This is a genomic window from Aliiruegeria lutimaris, assembly GCF_900099935.1.
GTDB classification, from domain to species: Bacteria; Pseudomonadota; Alphaproteobacteria; order Rhodobacterales; family Rhodobacteraceae; genus Tropicimonas; species Tropicimonas lutimaris.
In genome coordinates, this window is sequence record NZ_FNEK01000067.1 from 15,135 (window position 1) to 29,060 (window position 13,926).

Annotated in this window: 15 protein-coding genes; 3 read left to right on the top strand and 12 right to left on the bottom strand. The window is 62.5% G+C overall.

What is annotated here, in order from left to right:
• Positions 1-48 precede the first annotated feature (48 nt).
• The gene (locus BLR85_RS22080) at positions 49-687 is read right to left on the bottom strand and encodes a cytochrome b/b6 domain-containing protein (protein WP_093162493.1); all 639 of its coding nucleotides are present in this window, start codon (positions 685-687) and stop codon (positions 49-51) included.
• A 5-nt stretch (positions 688-692) separates the two neighbouring features.
• Positions 693-1,154, bottom strand: coding sequence for a c-type cytochrome (locus BLR85_RS22085; RefSeq protein WP_170844701.1), 462 nt, complete (start codon positions 1,152-1,154; stop codon positions 693-695).
• Positions 1,155-1,526: 372 nt separating this feature from the next.
• Here BLR85_RS22085 and BLR85_RS22090 point away from each other — a divergent pair, with 372 nt between their 5' ends.
• Positions 1,527-2,843, top strand: coding sequence for a replication-associated recombination protein A (locus tag BLR85_RS22090; protein ID WP_093162527.1), 1,317 nt, complete (start codon positions 1,527-1,529; stop codon positions 2,841-2,843).
• Positions 2,844-2,952: 109 nt separating this feature from the next.
• Here the strand turns inward: BLR85_RS22090 and BLR85_RS22095 are convergent, their stop codons facing one another.
• The 10 genes from BLR85_RS22095 to BLR85_RS22140 form a co-directional block, all read right to left on the bottom strand.
• Positions 2,953-3,564 (bottom strand): autoinducer binding domain-containing protein, encoded by a 612-nt coding sequence (locus tag BLR85_RS22095; protein WP_093162499.1) that lies wholly within the window; start codon positions 3,562-3,564, stop codon positions 2,953-2,955.
• A gap of 145 nt (positions 3,565-3,709) precedes the next feature.
• The gene (gene rplQ / locus BLR85_RS22100) at positions 3,710-4,120 is read right to left on the bottom strand and encodes a 50S ribosomal protein L17 (RefSeq protein WP_093162502.1); all 411 of its coding nucleotides are present in this window, start codon (positions 4,118-4,120) and stop codon (positions 3,710-3,712) included.
• A gap of 127 nt (positions 4,121-4,247) precedes the next feature.
• The gene (locus tag BLR85_RS22105) at positions 4,248-5,264 is read right to left on the bottom strand and encodes a DNA-directed RNA polymerase subunit alpha (protein ID WP_093162529.1); all 1,017 of its coding nucleotides are present in this window, start codon (positions 5,262-5,264) and stop codon (positions 4,248-4,250) included.
• 118 nt (positions 5,265-5,382) lie between these two features.
• Positions 5,383-5,772 carry a 30S ribosomal protein S11 gene (gene rpsK / locus BLR85_RS22110; RefSeq protein ID WP_068310988.1) on the bottom strand — a complete coding sequence of 130 codons (390 nt, stop codon included), beginning with the start codon at positions 5,770-5,772 and terminating at the stop codon, positions 5,383-5,385.
• A gap of 15 nt (positions 5,773-5,787) precedes the next feature.
• Positions 5,788-6,156, bottom strand: a complete 369-nt coding sequence (rpsM, locus tag BLR85_RS22115; protein ID WP_093162532.1) for a 30S ribosomal protein S13 — start codon at positions 6,154-6,156, stop codon at positions 5,788-5,790.
• A gap of 468 nt (positions 6,157-6,624) precedes the next feature.
• Positions 6,625-7,581 (bottom strand): RadC family protein, encoded by a 957-nt coding sequence (gene radC, locus BLR85_RS22120; protein WP_093162505.1) that lies wholly within the window; start codon positions 7,579-7,581, stop codon positions 6,625-6,627.
• A 147-nt stretch (positions 7,582-7,728) separates the two neighbouring features.
• Positions 7,729-8,286 carry a PqiC family protein gene (locus tag BLR85_RS22125; protein WP_093162535.1) on the bottom strand — a complete coding sequence of 186 codons (558 nt, stop codon included), beginning with the start codon at positions 8,284-8,286 and terminating at the stop codon, positions 7,729-7,731.
• Positions 8,287-8,442: 156 nt separating this feature from the next.
• Complete coding sequence (locus tag BLR85_RS22130) at positions 8,443-11,397, bottom strand: MlaD family protein (protein ID WP_093162508.1); 2,955 nt, start codon at positions 11,395-11,397, stop codon at positions 8,443-8,445.
• 47 nt (positions 11,398-11,444) lie between these two features.
• On the bottom strand, positions 11,445-12,119 hold the full coding sequence (locus BLR85_RS22135; RefSeq protein ID WP_093162512.1) for a paraquat-inducible protein A: 675 nt from the start codon (positions 12,117-12,119) through the stop codon (positions 11,445-11,447).
• Positions 12,112-12,750, bottom strand: coding sequence for a paraquat-inducible protein A (locus BLR85_RS22140; RefSeq protein ID WP_093162517.1), 639 nt, complete (start codon positions 12,748-12,750; stop codon positions 12,112-12,114). Before BLR85_RS22140 ends, BLR85_RS22135 begins: the two co-directional genes overlap by 8 nt.
• A gap of 302 nt (positions 12,751-13,052) precedes the next feature.
• On the opposite strand from BLR85_RS22140, the gene BLR85_RS22145 reads away from it, so the two are divergent.
• Together BLR85_RS22145 and BLR85_RS29625 are read left to right on the top strand one after the other, a co-directional pair.
• Positions 13,053-13,553 carry a c-type cytochrome gene (locus tag BLR85_RS22145; RefSeq protein ID WP_093162521.1) on the top strand — a complete coding sequence of 167 codons (501 nt, stop codon included), beginning with the start codon at positions 13,053-13,055 and terminating at the stop codon, positions 13,551-13,553.
• A gap of 127 nt (positions 13,554-13,680) precedes the next feature.
• Positions 13,681-13,926: helix-turn-helix domain-containing protein (locus BLR85_RS29625; RefSeq protein ID WP_212635131.1), on the top strand; the 246-nt coding region annotated here is incomplete at its 3' end.

A 13,926-nucleotide genomic window follows, 5' to 3' on the forward strand; every position in this document is an offset into this window, starting at 1 on the left:
GGTGCCCGTGTTATGCCGCCGGCGCCGCTTGTCAAGCCGTTGCGCCGCTCAGGCTGCCTCTTCCGTGACGGCTTCGATAATCCGGTCGGCCGGCACATCGCCTTTCACGACCTTCTTGCCGTGAATCATGGAGGGCACGAGGTTTTCGCCTTTCCAGACCTTGTAGAAGGCGATTGCGCCGAGATGCAGCAGAACGAGCAGCAGGATGACCGGGGCCAGCGCATGGTGGATCTCGGTCCCCAGCTTCACCATGCCCGGGAAATCATCCGCCAGCGGACCGGCATTGATGAAATCCTCCGGGTCGGCAAACAGGCCGGAAACGACCTGCAGCGCCAGCACGCCCAACAGCAGGTAGACCGAGAGCCCGCCAACCGGGTTATGCCCCGGCCAGCGGCTCGGCTTGCGCTTCGGCATGCCGGCGATGTAGCGGGCATAGGCGCTTGGCCCGTAAAGAAAATGCACGAAGCGGGCGGGCCAGGGGCCAACCAGCCCCCAGATCACGCGAAAGACCAGAAGGCCGATCACGGTGTAGCCCAGCCAGAAATGCAGGGTCAGATATCCGGTCGGATTGATCTGACCCCACAGCCAGGTAACGATCACGCAGGTCGCCAGAACCCAGTGGAAGATCCGCACCAGCGGATCCCACAAGCGAATGCGGTGCAGCGGCTCAGGCGATCTGTCCGTCATTCCCGTCAGTCCTTCTTGAGCTGGTAAGCCTTGTGGCAGGCCTGGCAGTTCTTGCCGATGCCGCCGAGGGCCTGGGCCATCTCGCCTTTGCCGTTGCCGGCGACCTCCTGCATCGTGGCCACTGCAGCCGCGAGCTCGCCGCCGATCGCGCCGGCCTTGTCGAACTCGTTCCACAGGTCGGCCGAGGCATAGGACACACCCGGCATGTCATCGGCCGAGGTGCCGGGCAGCCAGAAACCGGACTGGTCCGCCTTGATCAGCTCGGCCAGCGTTTCGGCAGCGGCCTGGGCGGCAGCGGCATCGTATTCGACCTCCCCCTTGGCCATCGCGGCAAAGGTAGCCATTTGCTTGCCGTAGGATTTCATGTGCTCCTGACGGGCCTTGACCGCATCAGTCGCGGCGTCGGCGGCCGCAATGCTCGGCACGGACAGGGCAATAGCGGTAGCTATGAGAATTATCTTGCGCATGGCTGGTCTCCCAATTGGCCAAAAATTTTTCAACCTTCGATATACGGTGAAAGCTGCGCTTCCCGAACTCGATTTCTGCACAATTCCTGTGTATATTTGAAGACACATTCATGCGGGTGCATTTCTAGGCGACGAGAGAATGCGCACAACAGCGAGTCTATTCACCCAACACTCTGATAAATATATATTTGCATTTCACGCGACATCAAGAAAGACAGTGCGCAATCTCCACCCGCAACAGTTGCACAGAAATATATCAGTCCAGGAAACACCTTTTATGGATCCCCGATGCGACAATGATGGCGCGGGATTCGTCTTTGCCGCTACAGCTGCCGATTTCCAATGCCTCTCCCAGCGTCTATTTTGATCTCGATGGCTGACCTGTTCGACTCCCCCGATTCAACCGCCGGCGCGATGGGCACTCCGCGCCCGTTGGCGGATCGTTTGCGCCCGGCCGCCTTGTCCGAGGTGATCGGACAAGACCACCTGCTCGGTCCGGATGGCCCGCTCGGCACCATGCTCGCCGTCGGTAGCCTGTCCTCGCTCGTGCTGTGGGGGCCGCCGGGCGTCGGCAAGACGACGATTGCCCGCCTGCTGGCCGATGAAACCGACCTGCATTTCGTCCAGATCAGCGCGATTTTCACCGGTGTTCCAGAGCTTCGCAAAGTGTTCGAGGCTGCCCGGTTTCGGCGGAAGTCCGGCAAGGGCACGTTGCTTTTCGTCGACGAGATCCACCGTTTCAACAAGGCGCAACAGGACGGCTTCCTGCCGCATATGGAGGACGGAACGATCGTCCTCGTCGGCGCGACGACCGAGAATCCCTCCTTCGAGCTGAATGCCGCGCTTCTGAGCCGGAGCCAGGTGCTGGTGCTCAATCGCCTCGACGCGGAGGCGCTCGTGGCCATGCTCACCCGCGCCGAGGCTGAACTGGATCGGAAACTGCCCCTGACCCCACCCGCCCGCGAAGCGCTGGTAACGATGGCCGATGGCGATGGCCGCGCCCTTCTGAACCTCGTGGAACAGGTTGCCGCGTGGTCGGTCAAGGCGCCGCTGGACACCGACCAACTCACCTCGCGGCTGACCCGGCGCGCCGCGCAGTACGACAAATCGGGAGACGCGCATTACAACCTGATCTCGGCGCTGCACAAATCCGTTCGCGGCTCAGACCCGGATGCCGCCCTCTACTGGCTGGCGCGGATGCTCAAGGGCGGCGAAGACCCGCGCTATCTCGCCCGGCGCATCACCCGCATGGCGGTGGAGGATATCGGGCTGGCCGACCCGCAGGCTCAAGGGATCTGCCTGCAGGCGTGGCAGACCTACGAGCGCATCGGTAGCCCGGAAGGCGAGCTGGCTTTGGCCCAGGCGGTGGTCTACCTGGCGCTCGCGCCGAAATCCAATGCCGGCTACGCCGCCTTCAAAACCGCCATGGCCGCCGCTACGCGCACCGGCTCGGAGCCACCGCCCAAGCATATCCTCAACGCGCCGACGAACCTGATGAAGGAACAGGGCTACGGTGACGGCTATCTTTATGATCACGACGCCGAGGATGGCTTCTCGGGGCAGAACTATTTCCCCGATGGCATGAAACGCGGGATCTATTACCTGCCCGTCGAACGCGGTTTCGAACGGGAATTGAAGAAGCGGCTGGATTTCTTCGTCCACCTGCGTGCGAAACGGAAGTCCGACTAGAAAATATTGCGCCAAGCCGCAGGCATTTCGTTACCGGATGGCGCAATGCAACGTTTTCGAATCAATCCTGTTCGGAGCAACGGGTGAGGAAGTTTGAGCGCAATCCGAATTAAAGCAGGCGTGCGTCCTTTGCCCGCTGGATAGCTTCCGCCGTCGTGCGCGCCATCAGCCGTTGACGCGCCGATGTCAGTCGCGCCTTTAGCGCGCTTTCGGAAATACCCAGTTTCGCGGCCGCTGCCGCATGCCTGTCCCCGGCCGCGACGAGGCGCAACGCTTCCACTTGCGCACGCGCCAGGTTCTCGGGTGGCTCCGTCATGTCATGCATGCGCGCAAAGATCCGCGCCGCGCGATCGCGCTCCGCATCGGTGAACTCGCGGTCGCCGCGGGCCATCCCGGCGATGGAACGCGAAGAAATGGGGCCAAAGGCCAACTGAACGCCGAATCTCAACCCGTATTCGGCCGCTTCGCGCATTATGCCAAAAGTGTCCGGAACCTCGATTTCGCTCCAGCGTGCCGCACCTTCGGTGGAAAACCCCCAGGCCGTAATTGGATCGCGCATTGCATAGGCCTGGGCCGTGTAGCGGTCCACCCATGCCTTGTCATAAGTATGGAAGGTCATGAGCGGCGCGGCAAAACGGATATGCAGGGCAACGAAATACCCGGCTGGCGCCAATTCGCCCAATAACCGCAATTCGCGTTCGATATTCGCGCGTTCTTCCATGCTGCGAGTTGTGCGCAACCAGAGCGGGAATGGTCAATAAAAAACCACTTCGAAACGAACACAATTACCCGCGGAATGCCCCGTTCCCCCAAAATGCAAAAAGGCCCCACAACGGGGGCCTTTCGAAATTGGCAATGCGGAAAGCTTATGCTTCGAGCGACTCTTCGCGGGCGCGGTCCCCGGCACCCTTGGCGTCGACATCGCGGTCGACCAGCTCGATGATCGCCATCGGAGCCATGTCGCCATAGCGGAAGCCGGCTTTCAGCACGCGGACGTAGCCGCCATTGCGCTCGGCATAGCGGGGGCCAAGCACTTCGAAAAGCTTGGCAACGTACTTGTCCTGCTTGAGCTGAGAGGCCGCCTGGCGGCGGGCATGAAGGTCGCCGCGCTTGCCGAGCGTGATCAGCTTTTCGATGATCGGCTTCAGCTCCTTGGCCTTGGGCAGGGTCGTCTTGATCTGCTCGTGCTCGATCAACGAGCCGGCCAGGTTGGCGAAGAGCGCCTTGCGGTGCTCGTGGGTGCGGTTCAGGCGGCGGTATCCGCGGGCGTGACGCATTTTCTATACTCCAATTTGCCCTCTACGGGCGGTTTTGCTTTGTCTGACCGGAAATGCGTGTCTCCGGCTCTCCTTGGGGCATTGGCCCATTAGCTTGGTCGCGCCCGAAGGCGCGACCGGATCGAGATCAGAACTGATCTTCGAATTTCTTGGCGAGATCCTCGATGTTCTCCGGCGGCCATTCCTCGACATCCATGCCGAGGTGCAGGCCCATGCCCGAGAGCACTTCCTTGATCTCGTTGAGCGACTTGCGGCCGAAGTTCGGGGTGCGGAGCATCTCGGCTTCGGTCTTCTGGATCAGGTCGCCAATATAGACGATATTGTCGTTCTTCAGACAGTTCGCCGAACGGACCGACAATTCCAGCTCGTCCACCTTCTTCAGCAGAAGCGGGTTGAACTCGAGGCCATCGTCCTCTTCCTGGCGACCGGCAGCTTCCGGCTCCTCGAAGTTGACGAAGATCGACAGCTGGTCCTGCAGGATGCGGGCGGCAAAGGCCACGGCGTCATCCGGAGTCACGGAGCCATCGGTTTCGATCTTCAGCGTCAGCTTGTCATAATCGAGCACCTGGCCCTCACGGGTCGGTTGCACGTCATAGGAGACCTTCTTGACCGGCGAGTAGATCGCATCGATCGGGATCAGGCCGATCGGCGCATCCTCGGGACGGTTCTTGTCGGCGGCGACATAGCCCTTGCCCGTGTTGACGGTCAGTTCCATGTAGACATCCGCACCCTCGTCGAGGTGGCAGATGATGTGCTCCTTGTTGAGCACCTCGATGCCGGCGGTCTCGGAGATATCGGCGGCGGTGACAACGCCCGGTCCCTTGGCGGAAATCGACAGCCGCTTCGGGCCCTCCACTTCCATGGCCAGCGCAACGCCCTTGAGGTTCAGCACGATGTCGGTCACGTCCTCGCGGACACCGGCAACCGAGGAAAACTCGTGCAGGACGTTGTCGATCTGAACCGAGGTGATGGCGGCGCCTTGCAGAGAGGACAGCAGCACCCGGCGCAGGGCATTGCCCAGGGTCAGGCCAAAACCACGCTCGAGCGGTTCGGCCACGAGCGTTGCCTTGCGGGACGCGTCCGCGCCCGGCTTAACTTCAAGCTGCGTCGGCTTGATCAGTTCCTGCCAGTTCTTGTGGATCATGTATGTCGCCTCCATACCTGTTCGCCTGCCATGTCCGAGCAAGCAAACGCCCGAGGTTCAAAATGCCGGAACGGACCGCGCCCGTTCTGGCGCGGTCCGAAATCTTCTGTCCAGTGCGTCAGACGCGACGGCGCTTCGGCGGACGGCAGCCATTATGCGCAATCGGGGTCACATCGCGGATGGACGTGATGTTGAACCCGACAGCGGCGAGGGCGCGCAGGGCGCTCTCGCGGCCGGACCCGGGGCCCTGAACTTCGACCTCAAGCGTCTTCACGCCATGTTCCTGCGCCTTGCGACCGGCGTCTTCGGCGGCCATCTGAGCGGCGTAGGGGGTCGACTTCCGGGAACCCTTGAAGCCCATCGTACCGGCAGACGACCACGAAATGGCGTTGCCCTGCACGTCGGAGATCAGGATCTTTGTGTTGTTGAAAGAGGAATTCACGTGAGCAACGCCAGAGGCGATGTTCTTGGAAACCTTGCGCTTGGTTGCGCGACGATCACGAGCCATGCTGTCAGTCTCCCCTTACTTCTTCTTGCCGGCGATCGGCTTCGCCGGGCCCTTGCGGGTACGGGCGTTGGTGTGGGTGCGCTGGCCGCGAACCGGAAGGTTGCGGCGGTGACGCAGACCGCGGTAGCAGCCGAGATCCATGAGGCGCTTGATGTTCATCTGCGTCTCGCGGCGCAGGTCGCCTTCGACGGTGTAGTTCGCGTCGATATGCTCACGAATGGCGAGCACTTCGGCGTCGGACAGCTCGTTGACGCGGCGCGTCGACTCGATGCCAACGGCTTCGCAAATGGCGGCGGCGGAAGTGTTGCCGATACCGGTGATGTAGGTGAGCGCGATCGGGACGCGCTTGGCGGTCGGGATATTGACGCCAGCAATACGTGCCAAGAGGAAACTTCCTTCATGGTTGCGGTTCCGTAGCACCAGAACCTTTTTTCACAACAGAGGCCCGACAGCGTCACGCCACCGGGCCGGCTTGCCGCCGATCGACCAAAGCTTCACAAGCAAGGGACACGACGGCGATTCTCGAATGAGACATTGTCAACTAATGGGAAAGCTGCAGGGCGTCAAGGGCACTGTTCACGCCTTGTCAAGGCTATTGGGAATTTCCTCCAAAGCCCGCGCGTCGTCGAGAGCTTCGGCGATCCCGGCAAGGTGGTCAACTGGTCTCTTTGGACAAAGCTGCCGACCGGCGTCGTCAGGGGGCGCTGCTCCCCGCGCCTTTTGGCGCTCCCCCCGGGATATTTCCCGTCAGAAGATGAACAAGTAGGCCGCTACTGGTTTCTTCTGGCTCCAAATATCCTGGGGGTTTGGGGGTGACCCCCCCCAAATGTCTGCAATCTCGGGGAGACAGCCCTATTCCAGGAAACCCAGTTGCCGGAAAGAGGCGTCCTCTTCCTTGCCGATAACGACATGGTCATGGATCGTGATCCCGACGGCGTGGCAAGCCTCGCAGATCCTGTCCGTCATCACCACGTCCTCGTTGGAGGGGGACGGATCACCGGACGGATGGTTATGTACAAGGATCAGCGCCGAAGCATTCAGTTCCAACGCGCGCTTCACGATCTCGCGCGGGTAGACCGGCACATGGTCCACCGTCCCCTCCGCCTGCGCCTCGTCGGCCACGAGGTTGTTCTTGCGATCGAGAAAGAGCACGCGGAACTGCTCGGTATCGCGATGTGCCATCACCGTCTTGCAATACTCCATCAGCGCATCCCACGAAGACAGAACAGGGCGCTGCATCACCTTGGCCCGGGCCATTCGATGCGCGAAAGCTTCGGCCAGGCGAAGTTGGTAGAAAACCTTGGGCGTCGCTCCTTCGACCTCCATCAGCCGGGCCTCGGGAGCGGCTATGACGCCGTTGAGATCGCCGAATGCGGCCAGCAGGCGCTTGGCGAGCGGCTTCACATCGATCCGGGGGATCGCGTTGAAGAGCAACATTTCCAGAAGTTCGTATTCCGGCATCGCCGCGTGACCGCCCGACAGGAAACGTTGCCGCAGACGCTCCCGATGCCCCCAGTAATGCGGTTTTACCTGGCCGTCGTCCCCTTTGACGAGACCGCCGCCGGCCGTGACATCGGCGTTCAGGCGCTCCGTCCGGCGAAAGCCCGGCTCACTGGCCGGGCGGGTCTCGACGCCGGGTGGGGGAAGGCGCGCATCGAGATCGTCCAGCCCGCGCAGGCTGGCCTCCGAAAAACCTCCGCGATGCGCCTTGCCAGCATTCGCCTTGTAGCTCGGCCGTTGAACCGACGGCGGTGTCACCCCCTTCTGTCGCGCGCCGCGCCCGGTTATCCTGTCCCAGATAGTTGGCATTGACGGCCATCGCACCCCTTGCCGAGTGCGGACGCCCGTCGACCGCATTTTGCTCGGCAGCAAGGTGAATGAAACGCTAAGAGGTTAACAAATCGTGTCCGCAAGTCCTCAACCGCCGAAGCACCGGCGTCAAACCCGGATCCGGGATCAGAAACCGCGATCGGCGATCAGACGTGCGAGGTCGCGCACGGCAGTAGCCCTCGCGGCGGCAATCGCCGGAGCACCCCCGTCCAGCACGAAGGGAGCGCTGACCGAGAAATCGCCGGAACGATCCCGCCCCGCGCTCAGCGCAGCGACGAAATATTGGCCGGACATGCGGAACTGGCCATCGGCACCGGCAACCATCTGCTGCACCCGGACGACAAGGCGCGCCTGTGGCAACTCCTCGAACGGCCAGGGCTCGGCCGCCACCCGCGCGCCGGTCAGCGTAGAGAGATGCTGGCTCAGTTCCATGGTGATACCGCGCGCCGGATCATCCGCCCAGAGCACCGAGGAGTCGCTGGTCAAGGCGCCCCCTTCGCTCTCGCGCCAGATCTCCTCGCTGCGCGCATAGGCGGGCAGCGACACTTCCCGCACTTCCAGTTGCGAAACGCCAATCGAGATGCGCCCGCCGGAGGGAACCGGCGCGGCCGCATAGCGAACGGGCCCAGGCCCGCAGGCCGAAACAAGCGCCAGCAGCGCAACGAGAAGGATTTGGAAACGCATTGCCTGTCCGATCATTCGCTCTTTTTCCGACGGAGCATACAAGCCCCCCATCGGGGGGCAAGCACCTCCGCGACGGCCACGCAATTTCGTTGCGCGACGCGACTTGCCTGCCGCAGCCGGTGTTCCCGGGATCCGTCGCAAACCTGCATGGGCCCGCTATTTGCCTGTCAGCAAGGCGTTGGGCTTGCGCTCCAGCGTCCGGGCGAGCGAGCGAACGGAGTCGGCGGCCCGACTCACTTCGCGCAGGGTGGCACGCGCCTCGCGGTTGAGCGCGCCGCTATCGGCAAGACCTGCCAGGGCCAGTTCGGCCTCGCGCAGGACTGCCTCTGTCCGCTTCACCAGTTCCGGCAATTCGGACGAGGCATCCGCGACGGAGGTCGCCGCGCGCTCGGCCGAGACGAGTGCCGCGTTCACAGCCTCGACAGTGCCGCCTTCGCGCAATTCCCCGAGCGCCTGTCCCACCTCGTCCAAGGCCATCTTCAGGCTTTCGGGCAGTGCGCGCGCCGCTTCCGTACCGATCATCGCCTCGGCACTTTCCACCAGCCCTGTGATCTCCGAAACCAGGGTCTCGAAATCCAGCGCAGCGGCCTTTTCGGTCACCTGGCGCGCCTCGTCGATCAATGCCGGAAGACCCTCGACCGCATCGCCGATGTCGCCCGCCGCCGTGTCGACCTTTGCCAGCACAGAAGTCAGGCTGTCGACCGCTCCCGAGGAGTTCATGCCCGAAAGCAAAGTCGTGGCTTCCGCGACAGCCCCCTCCACGCTTGCAAGCGACTGCGTCAGCACCTCCGGCAACGATTGCGTCGCCTCGGAGGTAAGGAAATCGGACGCGTCCGTCGCCAGCCCACCGACCTGATCCATCAATCCCTGCAGATCGACCGCGGCGACCTTTTCGGCAACCGCCTCGATCTGAGCGACCAGTTCAGGAACGCCCGATGCCGCCGTGCTGATCTCCACCGCAGCCTCGCTGGCCGCTTCGATCGCCTCGACAAGCTTCCCGACGGCTTCCTGGTCGGCGACATTTTCCAGCAGTTGCGAAACCTCGTCCAAGGCCATCTTCAGGCTTTCGGGCAGTGCGCGCGCCGCTTCCGTACCGATCATCGCCTCGGCACTTTCCACCAGCCCTGTGATCTCCGAAACCAGGGTCTCGAAATCCAGCGCAGCGGCCTTTTCGGTCACCTGGCGCGCCTCGTCGATCAATGCCGGAAGACCCTCGACCGCATCGCCGATGTCGCCCGCCGCCGTGTCGACCTTTGCCAGCGCAGAAGTCAGGCTGTCGACCGCTCCCGAGGAGTTCATGCCCGAAAGCAAAGTCGCGGCTTCCGCGACAGCCCCCTCCACGCTTGCAAGCGACTGCGTCAGCACCTCCGGCAACGATTGCGTCGCCTCGGAGGTAAGGAAATCGGACGCGTCCGTCGCCAGCCCACCGACCTGATCCATCAATCCCTGCAGATCGACCGCGGCGACCTTTTCGGCAACCGCCTCGATCTGAGCGACCAGTTCAGGAACGCCCGATGCCGCCGTGCTGATCTCCACCGCAGCCTCGCTGGCCGCTTCGATCGCCTCGACAAGCTTCCCGACGGCTTCCTGGTCGGCGACATTTTCCAGCAGTTGCGAAACCTCGTCTGCAATGCCCGAGACCTTGCTGGACAGCGCCGGAAGGTCCGCCGTCCCGATCACCTCGCGCACATCCTCGACCGCGCCCTGGATACTCTCAACCGTTCCACGGACATCTGCCGGAATGCTCTGGATATCCTCGCTCGCCACCAGCGCCGCTGCATTGTCGAGGAAGACCTTGGCAGAATTCAACAGATCCTCGATCGGCAGGTCGCTGACCCGCTTCAACAGCCCCTCGGCGGCGACATCCACGCCTTCGACCTCGGCCGTGACCGATGGGAAGATCGGGTAGGGATCGGCGTCGCGCAGGAATTCCGCCGGTTCCGCATCGGGCATCTGGACCATCTCGATCCGCAGTGCCGCCGTGAGCAGGCCGGAACGCGCCAGCCGGGCGCGCCAACCTTCGGCGACCACCTGCTCGAACATGTCGAGAATCGCCTCTTTCTCGTCTTCGGCGTTGTCCGTGTCCGGCGCGGCGTCGATCTTGCGCATCTCGATCTTCAGCACCACGATTAGCCGCACCAGGTCGTCGCCGAACTGTTCCGGATCGACCCGACCGGAAATACCGACGACCTCGCCGATCTGCAGCCCTCTCAGCATGACCGGCGCCCCGACGTTCAGACCGGTAACGTTCTCCTCGAACACCATGGCCAGTTCCATCGTGCCGCCATTGGCATTGCGACCGTCAAAGAGGCTCTGGCGCGCGTCGTCCACATTTGGAAAGACGGCAAAGACCTCCCCGTCGCGAACGGGATTGCCCCCTGAAACCACCGTCTCGAAACTGATACCGCCGGAGATCAGGGAGGCGAGGCTCTCGATATCCACCGAAGCGCCCCCTGTCCCGATATTGAAGGACACGCCCGAGGCATCCCAGAACCGCGATTGCGAGGTCAGAAGCTTGTCATGCGGCGCCTCGATAAAGGCTTCGGCATTGATGGTGATCCCGTCGGCAGACAGGACGGGACGGCCGACACGGCCCACTTCCAGCCCCTTGAACAGGATCGGCGCCCCTTCCGACAAGCCCTTGCCGGAGCCGGAAGACAGCATGATCCGCGTGCCTGCCTGATCCGGACGGGCCACGGGACGCTCTTGCAAGCCGTCGAATTGCGTGTGCAAACCGCCGGGAACCTCGTCCCAGCTTCCTTCGATATAGACACCGCTGAGAACCGTCTGCAGCCCCGAGACGCCGCGTGCCGAAACCTCCGGCTGAACGACCCAGAAGACCGACTCGGAATCGACGAAGTGCTCCACATCCTTGTCCAGCCGGACATGGGCGATGACATGCGACAGGTCTTCGGAGAAATCCAGGTCCTCGACAACGCCGACCGAAACCTCGCGGTAGCGCAACTGGGTCTGCTCCGGGGTGATGCCGGAGGCCTGCTCAAAACGGATCTCGATGACGGAGCCACGGTCCTGGTAGGTCTGCCAGGCCATGCCGATCGCGATGGCCAACGCGACAAGGGGAACGATCCAGACAATGGAAACACGCTGCATCAGACTGCGCCTGGCAGGTTGAACGGGGGTCTGGGGTATCTGGTCTGTCACGAAAGGAAATCCTTGCGGCTGTCATCCGGTTCGGCCTCGGCTGGGGTTTCGAGGCTGTCCCAGATCATGCGGCTGTCAAATGAGCGTGCCGCGAGCATTGTAAAAACGACCGCGAGCGCAAAGGCCACGGCGGCGGACCCGGGCTGGATCGACACCACCACCGAGAGTTGGACAAGCGCCGTGAGGACGGCGACAACGAATACGTCGATCATCGACCAGCGGCCGATGAACTCGACAAGTTCATAAAGTTTCATGCGGCGCAGCTGATCGGACGGCAGGCGGAACTGCACCGACAACGCCAGGTAAGCCACGGCGATGAACTTCGCAATTGGAATGACGACCGATGCGAGCAGGATCACCAGCCCGACCGGTATCGCGCCATGCATCATCAGCACGATGGCCCCGCCGACGATGGTATCCCCCGATGTCCGGGCAAGGAATGTCGTTTGCAGCATCGGGAAAACATTGGCCGGGATATAGCAGAGCAGCCCCACGAACCACCACGCCCAGACCCGCGACATGGATTTTTCATCGCGCGAGACGAGCCGGGCGCCGCAGCGGGCACAGGCAGCCGTCCCGATCGGCCAGACTCGGGCGCAATGGGTGCAGGATACCAGCCCCGCTTCCTTTGCGGTCACCACATGTTCCGAGACCGCGGAATGCTCATCCATTCTGCCGGTCTCCCTGTTCCAGCGCCGACCAGATCGACCATCTGCACAGGAAGCCGTCCTGGAACACGGTGACCAGCACGAGCGCCACGAAAAGCCAGAAGGCCATGCCAAGCTCGACATGCGCCATGGCGGCGACCTTGACCAGGGCAACCCCCACCCCCAGAACGAATATCTCCGCCATCGACCAGGGCCGCAGTTCTTCGGACAGACGGAAAGCAGTGCGCGCACCGCGCCATGGCTTCTTGTCCAGCATGAGCGGGAAAAGCGCGAAGATCACGAGGATCGCCCGCGCGATCGGAACAAAGATGATCAGCGCGACCACCCCGATCGACAGGCCCAGCATATGATACTCCGAGAAGGACAATGCCGCATCGGCGATGGAGGTGGAATGGGATAGCCCCCCGGCCTCGATGCTGAGAAACGGCATGAACATGGCCGAGACCAGCAGAATCAGGATGGCCACAGCGAAGGCCACGACCCGAATTACGGCGCCATCGACCGGCGCGATCAGCACCGTGTGGCAACGCGGACAAACCGCCCGCTCGCCGTTTTCCGGCAAAGCGGCACGATAGAGCGCATCGCAGGCCGGGCATGCGATCAGCTGTTCCAAATCGGCCTGAATGTTCTGCATCGAAGACACGGGGTATCCTGTTCGAGATTATCGAGCGCACACTAGCATTCGTTTACGCCTGCGCAATGGCGGCACCGGAATCTATGGGCGCCAGCCGCCTGAAAAGCCCCCCTGCGCGCGCCAGCCGTTGACGTATCGCAATGTGCTTAAGGGTAAAGCGTGATACCCTGCTGACGCCACTCGAAACAGAAGGTGGAATACCGGCCCTACGAGGATCAGTGCCCCCGTGCCGGCGACAGCCGCGGCCCGAAAGCCGCAACAGGATGGAGCCGGCCTCAACCGCTGCGAGAGGAGGGCTTGTCATGCGTTTGGGAGAATTCACAAAAACCACGAAAGGCAGCTTTGCGTTGCTCCTTGGCATCGCAGCAACGGCTGCATTCTGCTTCGTGCCGGCACCGGCTGCCGCGGAGGAGGAATTGATCGGCTCTGACGAGTACATGAATTCCTGCCTGGCCTGCCATGGAGTCGGCGGCAAGGGCAACGGGCCGATGGCGGAGTACCTCACGGTCGAACCCACGGACCTGACGAGGATCGCGGCCGAGAATGACGGTATCTTCCCGCTGCTGGACGTTTTCCAGATCGTCGATGGGCGGTCGATCGTCGGCGCTCACGGCGTCCGCGAAGCCGGCACCGTCGTCGGGTCGGCGGAAATCCGCAATTCCGAGGCTTGGGAAATGCCGGTCTGGGGCGACCGCTACATGAAGGATGTCGCTGGAAAATACGGCCCGTACGGGACCGAGCAAGCCGTCAGGGCACGCATCCTCGAACTGGTTTTCTACATCCAGTCGATCCAGCAATATTGAAACACCCCTTCCTGCCGACGGCCCGCGGGGCTGACGGTTTAGAGCGTTTCGCGGCCTATCTGATTCAGGCTTCCCAGATTGGTTGTGATGTGATTCCCTTCTGTTGAGGCAGATATAGGGGTCTCAGATGTGCAAACCACATCCAATAGAGCTACGCGAGCGCGTCGTCGCTTTTGTCGATGAAGGTCACGGGCACCGCGAGGCGGCGCGGCACTTCCGGGTTTCGCCGAGATTTGTGAACGATCTGATCAAGCTGCGGCGGGAAACCGGATCACTGACACCACGACCGCAAGGTAACGGAGGTGGTCACCGCAAACTGGCCGGCGTGACCGGCTGGATTGAGGCGCGCATCGCCGACAAGGGAGAGATCACA

What these genes read in the sequence shown, in the direction of transcription:
- BLR85_RS22080 (WP_093162493.1), bottom strand. Translation starts at nt 687, where the DNA reads ATGACGGACAGATCGCCTGAGCCGCTGCACCGCATTCGCTTGTGGGAT.
- BLR85_RS22085 (WP_170844701.1), bottom strand. Translation starts at nt 1,154, where the DNA reads ATGCGCAAGATAATTCTCATAGCTACCGCTATTGCCCTGTCCGTGCCG.
- BLR85_RS22090 (WP_093162527.1), top strand. Translation starts at nt 1,527, where the DNA reads ATGGCTGACCTGTTCGACTCCCCCGATTCAACCGCCGGCGCGATGGGC.
- BLR85_RS22095 (WP_093162499.1), bottom strand. Translation starts at nt 3,564, where the DNA reads ATGGAAGAACGCGCGAATATCGAACGCGAATTGCGGTTATTGGGCGAA.
- rplQ (WP_093162502.1), bottom strand. Translation starts at nt 4,120, where the DNA reads ATGCGTCACGCCCGCGGATACCGCCGCCTGAACCGCACCCACGAGCAC.
- BLR85_RS22105 (WP_093162529.1), bottom strand. Translation starts at nt 5,264, where the DNA reads ATGATCCACAAGAACTGGCAGGAACTGATCAAGCCGACGCAGCTTGAA.
- rpsK (WP_068310988.1), bottom strand. Translation starts at nt 5,772, where the DNA reads ATGGCTCGTGATCGTCGCGCAACCAAGCGCAAGGTTTCCAAGAACATC.
- radC (WP_093162505.1), bottom strand. Translation starts at nt 7,581, where the DNA reads ATGCCAACTATCTGGGACAGGATAACCGGGCGCGGCGCGCGACAGAAG.
- BLR85_RS22125 (WP_093162535.1), bottom strand. Translation starts at nt 8,286, where the DNA reads ATGCGTTTCCAAATCCTTCTCGTTGCGCTGCTGGCGCTTGTTTCGGCC.
- BLR85_RS22130 (WP_093162508.1), bottom strand. Translation starts at nt 11,397, where the DNA reads ATGCAGCGTGTTTCCATTGTCTGGATCGTTCCCCTTGTCGCGTTGGCC.
- BLR85_RS22135 (WP_093162512.1), bottom strand. Translation starts at nt 12,119, where the DNA reads ATGGATGAGCATTCCGCGGTCTCGGAACATGTGGTGACCGCAAAGGAA.
- BLR85_RS22140 (WP_093162517.1), bottom strand. Translation starts at nt 12,750, where the DNA reads ATGCAGAACATTCAGGCCGATTTGGAACAGCTGATCGCATGCCCGGCC.
- BLR85_RS22145 (WP_093162521.1), top strand. Translation starts at nt 13,053, where the DNA reads ATGCGTTTGGGAGAATTCACAAAAACCACGAAAGGCAGCTTTGCGTTG.